This is a genomic window from Streptomyces sp. RFCAC02 (assembly GCF_004193175.1).
Lineage (GTDB): Bacteria > Actinomycetota > Actinomycetes > Streptomycetales > Streptomycetaceae > Streptomyces.
Genome location: NZ_SAUH01000001.1, coordinates 1,962,169 through 1,980,752 on the forward strand (window position 1 = coordinate 1,962,169; position 18,584 = coordinate 1,980,752).

The 18,584-nt window shown below is 74.7% G+C and carries 17 protein-coding genes and 1 tRNA gene; 12 read left to right on the forward strand and 6 right to left on the reverse strand.

What is annotated here, in order from left to right:
* Positions 1-146: 146 nt before the first annotated feature.
* Positions 147-1,796, reverse strand: a complete 1,650-nt coding sequence (locus EMA09_RS08925; RefSeq protein ID WP_129840540.1) for a GTPase — start codon at positions 1,794-1,796, stop codon at positions 147-149.
* Positions 1,793-3,442, reverse strand: a complete 1,650-nt coding sequence (locus tag EMA09_RS08930) for a dynamin family protein (protein WP_129843923.1) — start codon at positions 3,440-3,442, stop codon at positions 1,793-1,795. The genes EMA09_RS08925 and EMA09_RS08930 overlap by 4 nt, the downstream gene beginning before the upstream one ends.
* A 300-nt stretch (positions 3,443-3,742) precedes the next feature.
* On the opposite strand from EMA09_RS08930, the gene EMA09_RS08935 reads away from it, so the two are divergent.
* From EMA09_RS08935 to EMA09_RS28250, 4 genes are all read left to right on the forward strand, one after another.
* Positions 3,743-3,815 (forward strand) — tRNA-Arg (locus EMA09_RS08935).
* Positions 3,816-4,038: 223 nt separating this feature from the next.
* A complete protein-coding gene (locus EMA09_RS08945; RefSeq protein ID WP_129840541.1) occupies positions 4,039-4,947 on the forward strand; it encodes an alpha/beta hydrolase in 909 nt (302 codons plus the stop codon).
* 29 nt (positions 4,948-4,976) lie between these two features.
* Positions 4,977-5,870 (forward strand): virginiamycin B lyase, encoded by an 894-nt coding sequence (locus tag EMA09_RS08950; RefSeq protein WP_129840542.1) that lies wholly within the window; start codon positions 4,977-4,979, stop codon positions 5,868-5,870.
* A gap of 123 nt (positions 5,871-5,993) precedes the next feature.
* On the forward strand, positions 5,994-7,760 hold the full coding sequence (locus EMA09_RS28250) for a protein kinase (protein ID WP_168220676.1): 1,767 nt from the start codon (positions 5,994-5,996) through the stop codon (positions 7,758-7,760).
* 21 nt (positions 7,761-7,781) lie between these two features.
* Here the strand turns inward: EMA09_RS28250 and EMA09_RS08960 are convergent, their stop codons facing one another.
* Genes EMA09_RS08960 through EMA09_RS08970 form a run of 3 tightly spaced genes read right to left on the reverse strand, consistent with a single transcriptional unit; the run spans position 7,782 to position 10,311 of the window.
* Positions 7,782-8,636 carry an amidohydrolase family protein gene (locus tag EMA09_RS08960; protein ID WP_129840543.1) on the reverse strand — a complete coding sequence of 285 codons (855 nt, stop codon included), beginning with the start codon at positions 8,634-8,636 and terminating at the stop codon, positions 7,782-7,784.
* Positions 8,633-9,550 carry an aldo/keto reductase gene (locus EMA09_RS08965; RefSeq protein ID WP_206306047.1) on the reverse strand — a complete coding sequence of 306 codons (918 nt, stop codon included), beginning with the start codon at positions 9,548-9,550 and terminating at the stop codon, positions 8,633-8,635. Before EMA09_RS08965 ends, EMA09_RS08960 begins: the two co-directional genes overlap by 4 nt.
* Positions 9,547-10,311, reverse strand: a complete 765-nt coding sequence (locus EMA09_RS08970; protein ID WP_129840545.1) for a FadR/GntR family transcriptional regulator — start codon at positions 10,309-10,311, stop codon at positions 9,547-9,549. The genes EMA09_RS08965 and EMA09_RS08970 overlap by 4 nt, the downstream gene beginning before the upstream one ends.
* Before the next feature lie 154 nt (positions 10,312-10,465).
* On the opposite strand from EMA09_RS08970, the gene EMA09_RS08975 reads away from it, so the two are divergent.
* Genes EMA09_RS08975 through EMA09_RS08990 form a run of 4 tightly spaced genes read left to right on the forward strand, consistent with a single transcriptional unit; the run spans position 10,466 to position 13,722 of the window.
* Complete coding sequence (locus tag EMA09_RS08975) at positions 10,466-11,767, forward strand: enolase C-terminal domain-like protein (protein ID WP_240796642.1); 1,302 nt, start codon at positions 10,466-10,468, stop codon at positions 11,765-11,767.
* Positions 11,764-12,525, forward strand: coding sequence for an SDR family oxidoreductase (locus EMA09_RS08980; protein WP_129840547.1), 762 nt, complete (start codon positions 11,764-11,766; stop codon positions 12,523-12,525). The genes EMA09_RS08975 and EMA09_RS08980 overlap by 4 nt, the downstream gene beginning before the upstream one ends.
* A 46-nt stretch (positions 12,526-12,571) precedes the next feature.
* The gene (locus EMA09_RS08985; RefSeq protein ID WP_240796311.1) at positions 12,572-13,327 is read left to right on the forward strand and encodes an SDR family oxidoreductase; all 756 of its coding nucleotides are present in this window, start codon (positions 12,572-12,574) and stop codon (positions 13,325-13,327) included.
* Positions 13,328-13,356: 29 nt separating this feature from the next.
* Entirely contained in the window at positions 13,357-13,722 is a 366-nt protein-coding gene (locus EMA09_RS08990) for a MerR family transcriptional regulator (protein ID WP_129843924.1), read from the forward strand.
* A 122-nt stretch (positions 13,723-13,844) separates the two neighbouring features.
* Here EMA09_RS08990 and EMA09_RS08995 read toward each other — a convergent pair whose 3' ends face one another.
* On the reverse strand, positions 13,845-14,285 hold the full coding sequence (locus tag EMA09_RS08995; RefSeq protein ID WP_129840549.1) for a hypothetical protein: 441 nt from the start codon (positions 14,283-14,285) through the stop codon (positions 13,845-13,847).
* A gap of 326 nt (positions 14,286-14,611) precedes the next feature.
* On the opposite strand from EMA09_RS08995, the gene EMA09_RS09000 reads away from it, so the two are divergent.
* From EMA09_RS09000 to EMA09_RS09010, 4 genes are all read left to right on the forward strand, one after another.
* A complete protein-coding gene (locus EMA09_RS09000; protein WP_168220678.1) occupies positions 14,612-15,031 on the forward strand; it encodes a peptidase inhibitor family I36 protein in 420 nt (139 codons plus the stop codon).
* A gap of 89 nt (positions 15,032-15,120) precedes the next feature.
* Complete coding sequence (locus tag EMA09_RS28255) at positions 15,121-15,720, forward strand: DUF642 domain-containing protein (protein ID WP_168220679.1); 600 nt, start codon at positions 15,121-15,123, stop codon at positions 15,718-15,720.
* Between the two features lie 89 nt (positions 15,721-15,809).
* Positions 15,810-16,442, forward strand: a complete 633-nt coding sequence (locus EMA09_RS28260) for a DUF642 domain-containing protein (protein ID WP_168220680.1) — start codon at positions 15,810-15,812, stop codon at positions 16,440-16,442.
* 261 nt (positions 16,443-16,703) lie between these two features.
* The gene (locus tag EMA09_RS09010) at positions 16,704-18,398 is read left to right on the forward strand and encodes an ABC transporter substrate-binding protein (RefSeq protein ID WP_129840552.1); all 1,695 of its coding nucleotides are present in this window, start codon (positions 16,704-16,706) and stop codon (positions 18,396-18,398) included.
* Positions 18,399-18,584: the final 186 nt, after the last annotated feature.

An 18,584-nucleotide genomic window follows, 5' to 3' on the forward strand; every position in this document is an offset into this window, starting at 1 on the left:
GCGCTGCGGGACTTTGACCGTGAGTCACCACCGACCGGACGAGCGGCCTTTTCCGGTGGCCACCGGGGCCAAGGGGCATCAACGGTGCTGTCGGGACCAACCGCACGATGCCCGCCGCAACCGCCCGAACACGCCCGCCGGACGGCTCAGCGCAGCCTGCCGGACAGCTCGGACCCGCCCGTGGGGGACGCGGCGACGACGTAGCGCTCCCTGACCTCGTGGTAGCGCATCAGCTCGGCGGCGACGGGTTCGAGGACCTGCCGGTGGCCGCAGTCGGCGGCGATCCGCCGCAGGCGCCACTCCTCCTGCCGCCCGTGGGCGCGCGCCGGGCCGCGTGCCGCCATCCGGCAGCCCCAGGCGAGCAGCGGGCCGCCCAGCGAGCCGCCGGCGAGGAGCAGCGGCGGCAGCCAGTCGGCGACGACCGGGTGGCCGGCGAGGCCGATCAGCAGCCAGCAGACGCCGAGGAGCTGCGCGGCGAGGAGGACGGCCTGCGCGGCTGCCGCCGCCGTCCACCAGCGGGGCCGGGGCAGGCGTTCGGTGGGTGCCCCGGCGAGCGCCGCGTCCAGGGCGGCGGGCAGGTCCCGCGCGCCCCGGCGGGCGGCGTCCCGCACCGCCCTGGCCCAGGGGTCGGGCAGGCCGTCGGCGGCTTCGTCGGCGAGGTCGCGCACGGCCTGTTCGACGGCGGGGCGGGCGACGGCCGGGGGTCCCGCGCTCTGCCGCTTCGTGGCGAGCCCGGCGGGCTCGCCACGGCGTTCCGCCTGGCGGGCGGCGAGGCGGCGCAGGCCCTGCGCCCACGGTGTGCCGCAGGCGCGGTCGGCGCGGCGCAGCCAGCCGCGTTCGGCGGCGAGGCCGGCGGCGGGCGCGCCGACCGCGGCGGCGAGGCGGTCCTCGAAGTCCTCGCGGGACTGCGGGGTGAGGCCGGCGGGCGCCTCGGAGGCGTCCGCGATGTACAGCGGGCCGAGGTCGCGGGCCACGCCGTCCACGTCGGCCGCGAGGCGGCGGGCCGCGGCCGTTCTGGGGGCGACGAGTTCGGCGACGGCCTGGCGCAGTTCGGGGATGCCGTCGCCGGTGAGGGCGGAGACGGCGAGGACGCCCGCGCCGGGCTCGCCGTGCTCGCCGAGCGCGACGCCGTGCTCGTCGAGGAGACGCCGCAGGTCGTCGAGGACCGCGTCGACGGCGTCGTCCGGCAGGCGGTCCGTCTGGTTGAGGACGACGATGCTGACGTCCGCGTGCCCGGCGAAGGCGCTCAGGTAGCGCTCGTGGAACAGCGCGTCGGCGTACTTCTCCGGGTCGACGACCCAGATGACGGCGTCCACGAGCGTCAGCAGCCGGTCCACCTGGTCGCGGTGCGCGGTGTCGACGGAGTCGTGGTCGGGCAGGTCGAGGAGGACGAGGCCGCGCAGCCCCGGGTCGAGGACGTGGGCGCGGCGGCGGGCGCGGGCGGGGACGCCGAGGCGTTCCAGCAGCCCGTCGGCGGGCAGGTCGCGGCCGGCCTCCCAGGTGCAGGAGACGGCGGTCGCGGTGGTGGGGCGGCGGACGCCGGCCTCGGAGAGCTGGGCGCCGGCCAGCGCGTTGAAGAGCGTCGACTTGCCGCAGCCGGTGGCGCCGGCGATGGCGACGGCGGTGTAGGCGCGGGGCAGGCGGTCCCGTGCGGCGGCCTCGTCGAGGACGCGTCCCGCGGCGGTGAGCCGGTCGTCGGGGAGTCGGGTGCGGGAGAGGCCGACGAGTTCGCGCAGTGCGCCGAGGCGGACGCCGAGGGCGCCGGCCTGGGCGGCGCCGGTGGTGGTGTCGGTCACCTGGTCCCTCCGGGGGTGGGGGCGGGGGTGGTGCGGGCGGCGTGCACGGTGGACAGGGCCGCGACGAGTTCGACCTGCGGGTCGGGCGTGATGGCGAGGCCGCGCAGCGGCGCGGCGCGGCGTTCGCGTTCGGCCCGCAGGGCGCGCTCGACGCAGCGGGTGAGTTCCTGGCGGCCCTGGTCGCGCAGGCGGGCGGCGGCGCGGGTGCCGAGCGCCCCGGTGAGCGTCTGGTGGGCGACGGTGCCGCCGGCCCGGCCGCCGAGCAGGGCGGCGGCGAGCAGGGCCGCGGCCTCGCCGTCCTCGGCGGCCGGGGAGCGGCGGCGGCGCCCGGTCGTCTCGCCGCGCAGCCCGGCGGCGGTGCGGGCCTCCTCGGTCAGCTCCTCGACGCAGCGGCGCAGACGGCGCACGAGGACGGCGACGCGCTCCCTGACGGCGTCGGCCGGGTCGGTGCCGCCCTCGGGGGCGCCCGGCTCGTCGGCCCAGGCGGTGGCGATCCGCTCGTCGGCGGCGGCGACGGTCTCGGTGAGCAGGCCGGTGAGGGCGGCGGTGAGGGCGTCGAGCAGCTCATCGGCGCTGGTGTCGTCGGGGAAGGCGAGCCAGTGGGCGCGGGCCTCGCCGGTGAGCAGGCCGCCGTCGGCGAGCGCTGTGCGGACGGCCGCGGCGGCGTCGGCGTACGCCTCGTCCACGCGCTGCCCGAGGCGCACGGCGGTCGCGTACTGGGCGGCGCTCTCCCCGGCGAGCGCGGCGACGCGGGGGCGCAGCGAGGCGAGCGTGCCGTGCGCCGTGCGGGCGACGACGGACGCGCGGGTGGCGGGGTCCTGGGCGCAGCGGGCCAGCCACTGGCGGAGCCCGGCGACGGCGGTGCCCGGCAGGAGGCCGGAGCCGCCGCGGGCGGACTCGGGGAGTTCGGGGACGGTGAAGCGGGGGACGCCGCCGAGGCCCGCCCGTTCCAGGAGGGCCGCGTAGTGGCGGGCGACCTCCCCCGCGATCTGGTGGGGGACGCGGTCGAGGACGGTGGCGAGGGTCACGTCGTACTCGCGGGCGCTGCGCAGGAGGTGCCAGGGGAGGGCATCGGCGTAGCGGGACGCGGTGGTGACGAGGACCCAGATGTCGGCGGAGCAGATCAGGTCGGCGGCGAGGTCGCGTCCCGCGGCGACGAGGGAGTCGACGTCGGGCGCGTCGAGGAGGGCGAGTCCCGGCGGGACGGACCTCGTGGTCTGCACGGCGAGCGCGCCGTGCCCGTCGCGGGACGCCGCCGGCTGGTCGGCGTCCTGCCGGGGCATGGTGACGCGCCGGAGCTGGGGCAGGACGCGCCGTTCGGCGAACCACGGCCCGTCGTCGGGGTGGCAGACGAGCACGGGCACGCGGGTGGTGGGGCGCAGGACGCCGGCCTCGGTGACGCGGCGGCCGACGAGGGAGTTGACGAGGGTGGACTTGCCGGCGCCCGTGGAGCCGCCGATCACGGCGAGGAGCGGGGCGGCCGGGTCGCGCAGGCGCGGCAGGAGGTAGCCGTCGAGCTGGGCGAGCAGCTCGGCCCTGGAGCGGCGGGCGCGCTCGGCGCCGGGCAGCTCCAGGGGGAAACGCGTGGCAGCGAGACGCTCCCGCAGTACGGTCAGCGCGTCGAGCAGTTCAGGCCGTGCGTCCAAGATCGCCACATGCGCAGAATGCCCAATTCGGTGACGTTTCCCAAGCATATTCGCCCGAACGCGCCCGGTTTCCGCGGGCACGGGGGGCCACGGAGCCATAACGAGTGCGCAACACCCCTCGCAGCCGCCCGCAAAATCGCTGCGCCACTCGTACTCGCCTGCGATTATCGGGTTCGCTTCACCGAACCTCCACACGTCGGTCCTTCGGTGAAGCAACCGGGACGAACCCCCCGAAGCCCTATCCTGTCCGCTGGCGAGGTCACCGAGGGGGCACCGTCCCACGCCACTGACCACTGACCGGCCCCCGTAGCTCAGCGGATAGAGCAGGTGCCTTCTAAGCACTTGGCCGCAGGTTCGAGTCCTGCCGGGGGCGCACACCCCATCTGACCAGGCGAAGCGTCAGACGCGGCGCCGCGGGAAAGCAGGCGCGGCGGATACGCGCCAAGTGCCTTCCCCTGCCCGCAGCGGTCCGCGCCGGGCCGCTTCCCCCCTCGGCCGGATCCCGTCCCGGCTCCGGCTTCACCCGTAGAGCTGATTCCGGGCACCGCCCCGGAAAACCGGTTGCGGCGCCGTCCGGCCGGGGACAGGGTGCGACGGTGATCGGAACGGAGATCGAGCTGCCCGTCGCGGACGGAGTCCTTGCCGCGGTGGATTTCGGTGGTCACGGCCCGGGGGTGCTGCTCGTCCACGGCAGCGGGCACAATGCCGCGGCGTGGGCGGACGTGGCGTCCCTCCTGACCGGCGAGTGCCGTCCGGTCGCCGTCGACCTGCGCGGCCACGGGCGGACGCGGCTCGGCTCCGCCGGTCCCGAGCAGTACTGGCGGGACCTCGGCGACGCCCTCGCCGTGCTGGCCTGGGACCGCCCCGTGCTGGTGGGCCACTCCACCGGCGGGTACGCGGTGACGGCCGCCACCGCCGCCGGACTCGCGGAGCCGGCCGCGCTGTGCGTCGTGGACGGCGTCGTGCTCGACGACCGTGACGCGTCCCTCGCGGCGCACGACGCCATGCGGACCGCCGACGCGCTGGAACACCTGCGTGCCGCGTTCCGCTACGGCTGGGAGGCCGACGACGACCGGATGCGCGCCCACGTCGAGCAGTGCGTACGGGAGGCCGGGGACGACTGGCTCAACGCCGGAGCACGGCCCGGGCTGGTCCGGGAGGTCACGCTCCGCTCCTTCCTGCGCCGCGGCGACCGGTGGGTGCGGCGTCCGGCCGTCGAGGAGATCGCGGCCGTCACCGCCGTGTCGCCCGCCGCGGACGTCCTCCCCGCCGTCGACGTGTACGGCCGCCTCACCTGTCCGCTGACGATCGTGCTGCCCTCGGGCGGCTTCCACGCGGCGCGGCGCGACGAGGTGCGCGCCGTCGTCGACGCCGCCCCGGGCCGCCGCCTGATCGACATCGACGCGAACCACAACGTCCCCATGACCCGGCCCGCCGACCTCGCCGCGATCATCCTCGGCCTGGTGCGGGACCGGGACACGACGGCGGCCGGAAACGCCGGCTGATCCCCACCCCCACCCCGCGAGGAGCTGCGATGCCCCCTTCCCACACCCCGGCCGTCCAGGAGATCCCGGTGGCCGACGGCGGGGCCGGGCCGTACGGCGTCGCGGCCGGTCCCGACGGCGCCCTGTGGCTCACCTACGCGCACAACGGCCGCGTCGCGCGCCTCACCCCCGACGGTGACCTCACCGAGTTCCCCCTGGACTCGTCCGAGTGCCGTCCCACGGTCATCACGCCCGGTCCCGACGGCGCGCTGTGGTTCACCCGGTCCCAGGACCACCGGATCGGCCGCGTCACCGTCGACGGCACCACGGAGTCCTTCGACGTGCCGACGCCGGACAGCGGCCCGTTCGGTATCACCGCCGGCCCCGACGGTGCCCTGTGGTTCACGGAGATGAACACCGACCGCATCGGCCGGATCACCGTCGGGGGCGAGGTCACCGAGTACGCGCTGCCCGATACGGGCGGCTTCCCCTCGTACATCACCGCGGGACCCGACGGTGCCCTGTGGTTCACCCTCAACCAGGGGAACGCGATCGGCCGCATCACCGTCGGCGGCGACGTCACCGTCCACCCGCTGCCCACCCCCGGCGCGGCACCCGTGGGCATCACCAGTGACGGCGTGGCCCTGTGGTTCGTCGAGATCGCGGCGGGCCGGATCGGCAGGATCTCGGTGGACGGCGCGATCGAGGAGTTCCCGCTGCCCGATCCGGCGGCGAAGCCCCACGCCATCGCCGCTGCCGCCACGGGGGACTGCTGGTTCACCGAATGGGGGGCCAACCGTGTCGGCCGCATCACCGGGAGCGGCGGGATCACCGAGTACGACCTGCCGTCGCCGTCGTCCGAGCCGCACGGCATCGCCCTCGGGCCGGACGGCGCTCTGTGGGTGGCGCTCGAAACGGGTGCGGTCGCGCGCCTGGAGCCGTAGCCACGGGACGGCCGGGCCGTCCGTCCGGCGGGGGTGTCGGCGACATGGGCAACGTCCTTCTCTTCTCCTAGAGTTGGGGGCTCGCGGGTGCTGGGATGCCGAGAGGGATGGGGGCCGCCGATCGTGCTGCCGTTGCGCGCTGATGATCCCGACCGGATCGCCGACTACCGGCTGATCGGCAGGCTGGGGGAGGGCGGCATGGGGGTGGTGTACCTGGCGCGGTCGCCCCGCGGGCGGATGGCGGCGGTGAAGACCGTCCGGGCCGACCTGGCGGCCGCGGCGGATTTCCGGCACAGGTTCGCCCGGGAGACGGCCGCGGCACAGCGGGTCGGCGGCGAGTGGACGGCCCCGGTGCTGGCCGCCGACCCGGACGCGGAACTCCCCTGGGTGGCCACGGCGTACATCGCCGGCCCGACGCTGCACGAGGTGGTGACCCAGTGGCACGGGCCGCTGCCGGAGCACTCGGTGCGGGGACTGGCCGCCGGGCTGTGCCGTGCCCTGGGCGACATCCACGCCGCCGGGCTCGTGCACCGCGACCTGAAGCCGTCGAACGTCCTGGTGACCATCGACGGCCCCCGGGTGATCGACTTCGGGATCGTCCGCGCCCTGGACGCGGCCTCGACGGCGGGCCTGACCTCCACCGGTGTGGTGATCGGATCGCCCGGCTTCATGGCGCCGGAGCAGGTCAGGGGCGAGCGGCTGACCGGGGCCGCCGACGTCTTCGCCCTGGGCGCGGTGCTGGCCTTCGCCGCGACCGGTCGGCTGCCGTTCCACGCGCCCGAGGGCGGCCCGCACGCCCTGATGTACCGGGTCGTCAACGAGCCGCCCGACCTGTCCGGCGTGCCGGAGCCGCTGCTGGGGCTGATCGGGGACTGCCTGGCCAAGGACCCGGCCGACCGTCCGACCCTCGCGGAACTGGGCGAACGGCAGGAGACGCGCTACCGCTCCCTCACCCCGTGGCTGCCGCCCGAACTGCTGGCCCGGCTGGGCCGGGAGGCCGTGCGGCTGCTGGACCAGGAGGATCCGCGCACCGGAGCCGCCGGTCCGGCGGTGGACGCCGCGGCGCGCACCGGGACGGCGCGTCCGCCGACCGCCCCGCTCACCGCTGCCGTCCCGCCCTCCCCTCCCCCACCGCGCGACTCTTCGGGGACGGCGCGACGCCTCCTGGTCCATGAACGCCACGGAGCGGCGTACGACACGAGTCACTACGGCGTGTACGCGATGCTGGCCCTCTTCACCGTCGTCTCGCTGGTCTCCCTGATCGACCACTTCACCGGGCTGGCCGACGCGGGCGAGGCGAACGCGACCGGGACAGGGGGCGACCTGAGGCCCGTGCGGCAGTCGGACTTCGCCGTGACGACGGTGGTCGTCCAGGGCATCCTGGGCGCGGCGCTGGTGGTGGCCTGGCTGGTCTGGTCCGCCCATGTGCGCGCCGTCGCCGAGCGGCTCAGACCCGGCGGACTCCGGTACCCCCCGCGCATGGCCGTGCTCGGCTGGTTCATCCCCGTGGCGGACCTCTTCCTCCCCAAGCAGATCGCCAACGACATCTGGCACGCCTCGGGACCGGCCGGCCGGATGCCCCCCGCCGGCCCTCTGCACACCTGGTGGTCCCTGTGGGTGGTCACCTTCCTGACGTGGCCCTGCTACTGGATCCCGTGGACGGAGGCGGTCAGCTGGGAGCGGGAGGGCACCGAGCGGTGTCTCAGCGGGGAGACCGAGGCGTTCCCCCTCTGCGACACCGCCATCGATCACACGTACTGGTACGAGTTCGAGTTCACGTACTGGATCTCCCTGGCCGGGCACCTGTTGGTCCTGCCGGCGGCGATCGCCACCGCCGTCTACGTCCGCCGGCTGACGGCCATGCAGAGGGCCGCGCTGCGGAACCGGTGACGCGCCCGCCGGCCGTCCGCCTCACGAGGGCGGCAGGGCGTAGACGCGTTCCGCCGTGGTGGTGAAGACGGCGTGCCGTTCGGCGGGGGTCAGCCGGGCCGTCAGGGCGGCGGCCGTGTCGGTGACCTCGCGGTATCCGGCGGCCGGCAGGCACACCGGCCAGTCCGAGCCGAACAGGGTGCGGTCCGCGCCGAACGCCGTCAGCACCGTGTCGGCGTACGGCACCAGGTCGTCCGGCGTCCAGTGGTCCCGGTCCGCCTCCGTCACCATGCCGGAGAGCTTGCAGTACGCGTTCGGCTCGGCCGCGAGCTCGGTGACGAGGGCGGCCCACGGATCGAGCCGGCCCGACGCGATGGGGGGCTTGCCCAGGTGGTCGAGGACGAACGTCAGGCCGGGCAGCGCGCGCACGGTGTCGATGGCCGCCGGCAACTGGTGGGGCAGGACGAGCAGGTCGTAGGCGAGCCCGGCGTCCGCGACGGCCGCCAGGCCCGCGCGGACGTCAGGGCGGCGCAGCCAGCCGGGGTCCGCCTCGCCCTGCACGAGGTGCCGTACACCGGCGAGCAGGCCGCCGCCTGGCGCGGCGCGCAGCGCGGCCAGGTCGTCGGCGACCCGGCGGCCGCGCGTCAGGTCGGCCCAGCCGACCACCCCGGCCACCAGGTCGCTGTCCGCCGCCAGGGCCAGGAACTCGCGGGTCTCGCCGGCGTCGGGCAGCACCTGCACCAGCACCGTGCGGGTCACGCCCGCGGCGGCCGCCTCGGGGGCCAGGTCGTCGAGGGTGAAGGTCCGGCGGATCGGCGCCGCCTCCGGCCCGTCGAGCCAGGCGTGGGGCCGCAGTGCGAGGTCCCAGACGTGGTGGTGCGCGTCCACCCTGGTCACCCGGCGGCCTCCGGCGCGTCCAGGTCGGCCCACAGCGCGTCGGGGACGGTGAGCGCCGCGTGCGCGGCGTTGCGCTCCACCTCGTCGGCGCTGCGGGCGCCGAGGACGACGCCCGTGACGGCCGGGTGGCGCAGCGGGAACTGGATGGCCGCCGCCGGCAGCGGCACACCGTGGGCGGCGCACAGGTCCGCCAGCCGCCGCGCCCGCCGCAGGACGTCGTCGGACGCCGGGGCGTAGTCGTAGTACGCGCCCGGCCCCGGGTCGGCCAGGACGCCGCTGTTGAAGACGCCGCCGACCAGCACGTCCACGCCCCGCTCCCGGCAGCGCGGCAGCAGCTCGCGGTCCGCGCCGCGGTCCAGGAGGGTGTAGCGGCCGGCGACCAGGACGCAGTCGATGTCGGTCTCGGTCACGAAGCGGGCCAGCATCTCCGACTGGTTCATGCCGACGCCGATCGCCCGTACGGTGCCCTCGGCCCGCAGCCGTTCCAGCGCCGGGTACGCCTCGCGCAGCGCGGGCTCCCAGTGGTCGTCCGGGTCGTGGATCAGCACGGTGTCGAAGGCGTCGAGGCCGGTGCGCTCCAGGCTCTCGGCGAGGGAGCGCCGTACGCCGTCGGCGGTGTAGTCGCGGACGCGGACCCGGTCGGGGGCGCCGACGAAGCCGGCGTCCGCCTCGGCCGCACCAGGGACGAGCAGCCGCCCGACCTTCGTGGAGACGGTGAACTCCGCGCGCGGGCGGCCGGCGAGGAAGGCGCCGAGCCGTTCCTCGGCCAGGCCTGCGCCGTAGTGGGGCGCCGTGTCGAAGGTGCGGACGCCGGCGTCCCAGGCGGCGGCCAGCGTGGCGTGCGCCTGATCGTCCGTCACCCGCTCGTAGAGGCCGCCGAGCGGGCCGGTGCCGAGGCCGACGCGGCCGGTCATGACGGGTGGGCGGCCGGGCCGGCCGGCTGTCGGGAAGCGCATGATGCTCCGGGTTCGTCGGTGGGGACCGCCCCGGGGCCGTCGGGGCGGAGGTGGGCGCGGAGCCAGTCCTCCGTGGCGCTGACGTGCACCAGGGCCGTGGCGTGGGCGAGGGCCGGGTTGCGGGCGGCCAGGGCGGCGTGGATCGCCTCGTGCTCGGCGATGGTGCGGTCGGCCGCCGCCCCGTCCACCAGACCCCGCCACACCCGGCCGCGCAGGGTGCGGCCCGATATGCCGTCCAGCAGGGAGACGAGCGTCGCGTTGCCGGTCGCGCGGGTGACCGCCCGGTGGAACGCGGCGTCGTGCTCGGTGAGCCGTTCGGGGTCGTCGCGGCAGCGCCGCATGGCCTCCAGGTGCCGGCCGAGGTCGCGCAGGCCGTCGTCGGTGATCCGGCTCGCGGCCAGCGCGGTGGCGACGGGTTCGAGGAGCCGCCGCACCTCGCTGACCTCCAGGAGGGTGTCGCCGCTCAGCATCTCGACCGCCGAGCCGAGCCCTTCGAGCAGCAGCCCGGGTTCCAGGCTCGTCACGTAGGTGCCGTCGCCGCGCCTGATCTCGAGCACCCGGGCCGCGACCAGCGCCCGTACGGCCTCGCGCATCAGGTTCCGCGACAGGCCGAGTTCGGCGGCGAGCTGCTGTTCCGGCGGGAGCTTGGCGCCCGGCGGCAGGACGCCCGACCTGATCAGCTCCCGGATGCGGGCGATCGCCCTGTCGGCCAGTGACACGCCCCGCAGCGTAGCCCGGAGATCCCATGTCGGCCAGAGAGAGGACGAATCCGTCCGCCGATTTGCCGGGAGTATGGACCTGTTGGGCACCACGGCCTATAAATCGATCCCATGTCCATGCGAAGCGCTGTGCCCAGGTCGGCGGGTGGCCGCCGTGGTTGAGGTCTTCACCGCCGTCGAGGTGACGGACGTCAGGTTCCCCACGTCACGGCAGCTCGACGGCTCGGACGCGATGAACCCCGAGCCGGACTACTCGGCGGCCTACGTCACGGTCCGCACCTCGGACGGCGCCGCCGGGTACGGGCTCGCGTTCACCGTGGGCCGGGGCAACGAGATCGAGACGGCGGCCGTCGAGGCCCTCGCGCCCCTCGTGACCGGCCTGCCCGTGGCCGACGTGCTGGCCGACCCAGGCGGGCTGTCGGCGCGGCTCACCGGCGACGGGCAGTTGCGCTGGCTCGGCCCGCACAAGGGCGTCATCCACATGGCGGCCGGGGCCGTCCTGAACGCCGTGTGGGACCTGTACGCCCGCCGCGAGGGCAAGCCGCTGTGGGACCTGCTGGCCGGGATGACGCCCGAACAGCTCGTCTCCCTCGTCGACTTCCGCTACCTCACCGACGCCCTCACCCCCGACGAGGCCCTCGGCATCCTGCGCGCCGCCGAGCCGGGCCGCGCGCGGCGGCGGGCACGGCTGCTCGACGAGGGGTACCCGGCGTACACCACCACGCCGGGCTGGCTCGGCTACACCGACGACAAGCTGGTCCGGCTGGCGCGGGAGGCGGTGGCCGACGGCTTCGGCCAGATCAAGCTGAAGGTCGGCACCGACCGCGCGGCGGACGTACGGCGGCTGCGGCTCGCCCGCGAGGCGGTCGGGCCGGACGTGCGGATCGGTGTGGACGCCAACCAGGCGTGGGGCGTCCCGGACGCGATCGACTGGATGACCGCGCTCGCGCCGTACGACCCGTACTGGATCGAGGAGCCCACGTCGCCCGACGACGTGCTGGGGCACGCCGCGATCCGCCGCGCCGTCGCCCCGGTCCGGGTCGCCACCGGTGAGCACTGCCAGAACCAGGTCGTGTTCAAGCAGTTCCTGCAGGCCGGCGCCATCGACGTCCTGCAGCTCGACGCGACCCGCGTCGCCGGGGTCGGCGAGAACGTGGCGATCCTGCTGCTCGCCGCGAAGTTCGGCGTCCCGGTGTGCCCGCACGCCGGCGGCGTCGGGCTGTGCGAGATGGTGCAGCACCTCGCCATGTTCGACTACGTCGCGGTCAGCGGGACGCTCACCGACCGCGTCATCGAGTACGTGGACCACCTGCACGAGCACTTCACCGCGCCCGTCCGCCTGCGCGGCGGCCGCTACCTCGCGCCCACCGTGCCCGGGGCGGGCGCGGAGATGCGTCCCGCGTCCGTCGCCGCCCACCGCTTCCCCGACGGACCTGTCTGGAGGACCCCCGCATGACGGACCCCGAGTTCAGCGGCCTCAGCGCCCTCGTCACCGGCGGCGCGTCCGGCATCGGCCTGGCCACCGCCCGCCTCCTGGCGGCGCGCGGCGCCCGCGTCGCCTGCCTCGACCTGACGCCGGACGTCCCCGGACCCCTGGTCGGGGTCCGCGCCGACGTCACGGACGACGCGGCGGTCCGCGCCGCCGTCGCCACCGCCGCCGCCGCGCTCGGCGGCCGGCTCGACATCCTCGTCAACAACGCGGGCATCGGCGCCCAGGGCGGCATCGAGGACAACCCCGACGAGGAGTGGCACCGCGTCTTCGACGTGAACGTCGTCGGCATGGTGCGCACCACCCGCGCCGCCCTGCCCCACCTGCGCCGCTCGCCGAGCGCGGCCGTCGTCAACACCTGCTCGGTGGCGGCCACCGCCGGGCTGCCGCAGCGCGCCCTGTACTCGGCCACCAAGGGCGCCGTCCTCGCGCTCACCCGGGCGGCCGCCGCCGACCTCGTCGGCGACGGCATCCGCGTCACCTGCGTCAACCCCGGCACCGCCGACACCCCGTGGATCGGGCGCCTCCTCGACGCCGCCGACGACCCCGTCGCCGAACGCGCCGCGCTTGAGGCACGCCAGCCGACCGGGCGGCTCGTCACGGCCGACGAGGTCGCGGGCGCCGTGGCGTACCTCGCCAGTCCCCGCTCCGCCGCCACCACGGGCACCGACCTCGCCGTGGACGGCGGCATGCAGGGCCTCCGCCTCCGGCCGCGGCCGTCCTGACGACCGCTTGACCCTGACGCCGGCGGCAGGGTTGCACGCTGACCCCGTGAACAGCACCGAAAGCCGTACCGGCTCCAGCAGGACCGTCGTCGTCACCGGCGCGGGCACCGGCATCGGGCGGGCGACCGCCCGCGCGTTCGCCGCCGAGGGGGCACGCGTCATCGTCGTCGGACGCCGCGCCGAACCGCTCGCACAGACCGCCGACGGGTATCCGGGGATCACCCCCGTGACCGCCGACATCACCGCAGCGGACGGGCCGGAACGCGTCGCCGCGGCAGCGGGCGACCGGGTCGACGTCCTGGTGAACAACGCCGCCGTCGCGACCAGCGGCCCCCTCGACACGCTCCCCGCCGCCGCCGTCGACGACCTCATCGCCACCAACCTGACCGCCCCCGTCCACCTCACGCGGCGGCTGCTGCCCGCCCTCGCCGCCGCGGGCGGCACCGTCATCAACGTCAGCACCTCGATCGGCGGGCGCGGCTGGCCCGGCAACGCGGTCTACGCCGCCACGAAGGCGGCGCTCGACACCCTGACCCGGAGCTGGGCCGTGGAGCTGGCGCCGCGCGGCATCCGCGTCAACGCCGTGGCGCCCGGCGCCGTCGCGACGCCGATCGCCCGGCACCGCGGGCTCTCCCCCGCCGAGACGGAACGGCTGCGCGCCTGGCAGATCGCGCGCACCCCCCTCGGCCGCGTCGCCGAGCCCGAGGAGATCGCGTGGGCGGTCACCGCCCTGGCCTCACCGGGCGCGTCGTTCGTCACCGGAGCCGTCCTCCCCGTGGACGGCGGCGCGGTCGTGGCGTGATACCACTGGCCCGGGAGGTGGGCCACGTGGTGCGGATCGGGGAGCTGGCCGACGCGACGGGGACGACGCCCCGCGCGCTGCGCCACTACGAGCAGGCCGGGCTGATCTCGTCCGAGCGCATGCCGAACGGCTACCGCGACTACGACGGGACGGCCGTCGTCCGCGTGCGGAACATCAGGCTGCTCCTCTCGGTGGGGCTCACCCTGGACGACGTCCGCCTCTTCCTGCCCTGCCTGGACGGTGACATGGCGTCGGGTGCGCCGAGCGGGCGGGGCCTGCGCGTCGCGTACGAGCGCCTGGCCGCCCTGGACCGCCGGATCGCGGCGGCGACGGCGGTCCGCGACCGCCTGGCCACGGCGCTGGACGACGCGACCGCGCGCCGCGCCGGCATTTAGGTCTGTCCGACCGGAGGCCGTGGCCGTCCGGGATGTGGCTTCCGGCCCCGCGCGGGGAAGGGATGGGGCGCGGAGCCGGCCGCGGCCATGGCGGTCGGCTCCGCGCCGGCAGGGCGGGCGGCTCAGCCGTCGAAGCGCTTGAGGAACAGGACGTTGCCGTAGTTGTCGTCCAGCCAGATCCGCGCGTTCTCGGCGTCGCCGACGAGGCGGGGGTTGTCGAAGCGGTGCTTGATCTCCGCCTGCGGGTTGACCGTGACCTGGATGCGCTCCAGCAGCCAGGCCGGCTCGCTGCCCTCGTTGCGCATGCGGATGTAGGCCGGGTAGCGGTCGAGGTCGTCCGTGTCGAGCTGCGGGAAGCGCGGGTCGATCCACTGCCCGTTGTCGATGGTGGAGTTCTCGCCGATCTGGAACGTGAACTCGGCGCCGCGCGCGAACGCGCCGCTGTCGGCGGCGGCGAGGCGGAACTCGCGCCCGGCGATGCCCAGCCAGACGGGGCTGCGCGTGTCGGCGGCCGTCTGGTCGGCGGTCTTCACGTACACGGTGATCTGGGTGATGGCGGCCATGGGATGACTCCTTCCCCGAGCGGGGTCACCGCCCGGTCGGTGGTGGGCCGTTGTGCGGCCCTGGTTCCGTCTCTCATCCCCGCCGACTGACACGGTAAGCGCCCGTCCGATTACAAGCAGTAGCCGCCGGTTGTGCGCGATCGGCCTGTTGCGAGCACGCGGCGGGAGGGGGCGTCGGGCGCACGCGGGCGCGCCGCGTCCGCGCACGGCGGGGGGCGCACGTCATCCGCCCGTCATGCGCATGACTACGAACGGCCACAGAGGGGATCTGCTGAGTGACCGACGCCGGACCGGCGCCGGCTTCGCCTCCGCAACGGGAGATGACGATGAAGGGCCGACTCCGACTCGCCGCGTGCACGGCGGGTCTCCTCGCCGCCGTGACGGCGGGGAGCGCCACGGCCGCGCAGCCGATGGCCACATGGACGGACCAGGGCGCGGGCGCGGGTGCCTGCCTGGACGGCCACGTGTGCCTGTACGCGCACGACGACTACAACCGCAACGTTCTCGACGGGACGATCCTCCTCACGGACCAGGACGTTCCCGACCTGAACCGCTACCAGTTCAGCAACACCGCCCGGAGTGTCTACAACAACTCCGGCGTCGACGTCGTCCTCTACGACTACGTCGACTACGGCGGCAAGTCGCTGACGATCCGCCCCGGCACCGGCCGGACCCTGCCGGAGGGCTGGACCCGGACGGTCTCGTCCGTGGACGTCCTCAAGCGCGGCGGGGGCGGCCCCGTCTGACCGGCGGCGCACCCGAACCCCCGGCGGGCGGCGCCACGAGCACATCGCCGGGCACACCCCAAGCCTCCACACACCGAGAGGATCACCCCATGAAGCGCCTCGTGCGTTCCATCGCCCTGCTCGCCATGGCCATGCTGGCCGTGCCGGTCGCGGCCTCCCCCGCCCAGGCGGCACCCAACCCCAACCTCATCAGGAACGGCTGGTTCTCCGACCCGCACGTGAACGACCCGGGCTCGTTCGAGCGGCTGACCACCACCAACTACCGGGAGAAGCAGAACGGCTGGCGCGTCGAGCGCAACGACATCGACGTCTTCGGCACCCGGCTCGCGCAGTACGGACAGAGCCGGCAGGCCGCCAACCTCACCGGCTCGGCCCCTGGCATCCTCTCCCAGAACGTGACCGGCCTGGAGGAGGGCGAGCGGTACGTCGTCTCCTGGGAGACCTCGCCGGACACCTGGCCGGGCTGCGAGCGCAAGCCGGCCTCGGAGCAGGGCTTCTCCGTGTCGATCCCGCGCGTGGCGGGCAACAACTACACCCCCTTCGGCCAGCCCGGGAACTACACGACGCAGTCGCTGGAGTTCACCGCCAACGACACCGAGGCGGAGCTCCAGATCATCTCCCAGTCGTCCAACAACTGGGCCGACTGCGGCGCGATGATCACCAACGTCCAGCTCCGCCGGGCCGGCTGACCTCCCCGCACGGAACGGCACACCGCGGCGGCGCCCCCGACCGGGCGCCGCCGCCCCTTCCTCCCACCCCACAGCAGACGGAGACACCCGTGCGCACCTCCTCCCGCCTGATCGCTCTCTCCCTCACCGCCGTGACGGGCGTGCTGCTCGGCGCCCCGCACGCGGCGGCGGCCCCGCCGAATCTCATCCGCAACGGCTGGTTCGCCGACCCCGTCGCACCGCCGGACAGCTTCGTCCGGGTCACCCAGGGGAACGACGAGCAGCTCGCCCCCTGGTCGGTCACCGACGGCAGCACCGATGTGTACGGCGATGCGCTCGCCGAGTACGGGCAGAACCGGCAGGCCCTGTCCCTCAACGGCTCGGGACCGGGCGCCGTCGAGCAGACGGTGCGGACCGAGTCGGGCACCACCTACACCCTGACCTGGTCCCATGTGCGCGACACGTGGACCAACCCCGCGTACGACCCCGAGGACCCCGGGTCGGGGCAGCCGGGTTGCCAGAGCAAACCCGCGAGTGAGCAGACCTACGCCGTCGGCGTCAGCGGGCAGCGGAGCGAGACCCGCCGGCCGGCGGACGAGCGCGGCCGGTGGGAGGACACCTCCCTCACGTTCACGGCGACCGGCGAGCGGACGACCGTACGGTTCTCGGCCGCTCCGTCGGACGGCCAGGACTACTGCGGTCCGCTGATCACCGGCGTGCAGGTGCGTGCCGACGCCAACTGACGTCGCGCTGCCCGGTGTTGCCCACAGCGGCGGATACCGGGCAGCGTCCTGTCGACGGCCGGCCCGGTCGGCAAATCCACACCATTCGGTGAAGCATGCCCACTCAGCGTTCCTATATTCGAACGTTTATTGCTTCTTCACAACGATGCGTTCCTCTCCGTAACCGCGGGGTTGCCCCCGGCACTTCCACGAGGTCAAGATCCGGCCCCCGGGTGATCACGCCCGTGCCCCGATGAGGGGGCGATCCTGAGAGGAAACGTCATGTCCCAGGCTCTGAGATGGCGGCGCATACGTACGGCCGCCGTCGGGTTGGCGGTGTGCGGTCTGCTGGCCACCGGGTGCGGCGGCTCGGACGACGAGGGCGGCAGCGGGGGCGGCGACGGCAATCGCCCCCTCGTCGTCTTCACGGGCGCGGCGGGTGACTTCCAGCGGAACTTCAACCCGTACTCGCCGACCAAGCTGGAGGGCGCGGGCACCATCTTCGAGTCCCTGTTCTTCCTGAACATTTCCCGCCAGGAGGACCCGGTGCCGCTGCTGGGCACCGAGTACTCCTGGAACGAGGACGGCACCGAGCTGTCGATCACCCTGCGGGAGGGGGTGACGTGGTCGGACGGCGAGGACTTCACCGCCGACGACGTGAAGTTCACGTTCGACATGATCCGGGACAACCCGTCGATCAACGGCATCGGCTTCGACGGCGAGACGACGGTCGTGGACCCGACCCACATCACCGTCGCCTTCGAGGACCCCTACTACCTCGACGCCGCGAACCTGCTGGGCCGCACCTGGATCGTGCCCGAGCACATCTGGAGCCAGATCGAGGACCCCGCGACCGACCCGATGAACGAGCCGGTCGGCACCGGCCCGTACACCCTGGGCGACTTCAAGCCGCAGGCGTTCGACCTCAACGCCAACGCCGACTACTGGGACGGCGCCCCCGCCGTCGAGACGATCCGCTCGGTGTCGCTGTCCGGTAACCAGGCCGGCGCCGACGCGCTGGCCGCCGGTGAGATCGACTGGATGACCAGCCCGGTCCCGAACCTCGACAAGGTCGAGGAGAACTACCCCGGTTACTCCGCCGTCATCGCCAACGCCTACCAGATCGTGCTGGGCGCCTGCTCCGACGCCGAGCAGGGCTGCGAGGGTCCCCAGACCGACCCGGCCGTCCGGCAGGCCATCTCCTACGCGATGAACCGCGAGCAGCTCAACGCCCTCGCGTTCCAGGGCGCCGCCGCCCAGGGGTCCGCCGGCTTCGGCCTGCCCGAGCGCGACTACATCTCCCCCGAGCTGGAGAACCAGACCACCCCGATGGACGCCGACGTCGAGAGCGCCACGCGGGTCCTGGAGGAGGCCGGCTGGGAGCGCGGGGACGACGGCGTCTACGAGAAGGACGGCGAGCGGCTCGCCCTCAGCGTCCGCGTCGTGTCCGGCTGGACCGACTACATCACGGCCGTCTCCACCATCGCCGAGCAGGTGAAGGAGGCCGGCATCGAGCTGACGGTGCAGCAGTCCTCGTGGAACGACTGGTCCGACGCGCGCGGCCGCGGTGACTACCAGCTCCTCATCGACTCGCTGGCCCCCGGCCCGACCGCCGACCCGTACTGGCAGTACGCCAACTTCTTCGCCGGCGCCAACACCGCGCCGGTCGGCGAGACCGCCAACACCAACTGGTCCCGCTACTCCAACCCGGACGTGGACGCGGCCGTCGCCGAGCTGAGCACCCTCGACCCGGCGGACTCGGCGGCCCGCGAGCCCCTGTTCGACACCATCCAGACCACGATCGAGCAGGACATGCCGTACATCCCGGTCCTGCTGAACAGCACGGTCAGCATCTGGAACGTCGAGGACTTCACGGGCTGGCCCGCCGAGGGCGAGCTGTACGTGTACCCGGCCCTGTGGCAGAGCCCGGACCAGGCGCAGGTCTACAAGAACCTGCAGCCCGCCGGCGGCGAATGACATGACACCCGGCGGGGCACCACGCCCCGCCGGCTCCTCTCCGGCACGTGACGGCGCCGTGCGGCGGGACCGGGTCCGGTCCCGCCGCACGGCGCTTCCCGTGCACCCCGCGCCGCTGCACGTCTTTTCGCATCGTCATCAGATCGCGGATTCCGGCGACCGTCCCGGCCCCCGGTGCCCCACGCT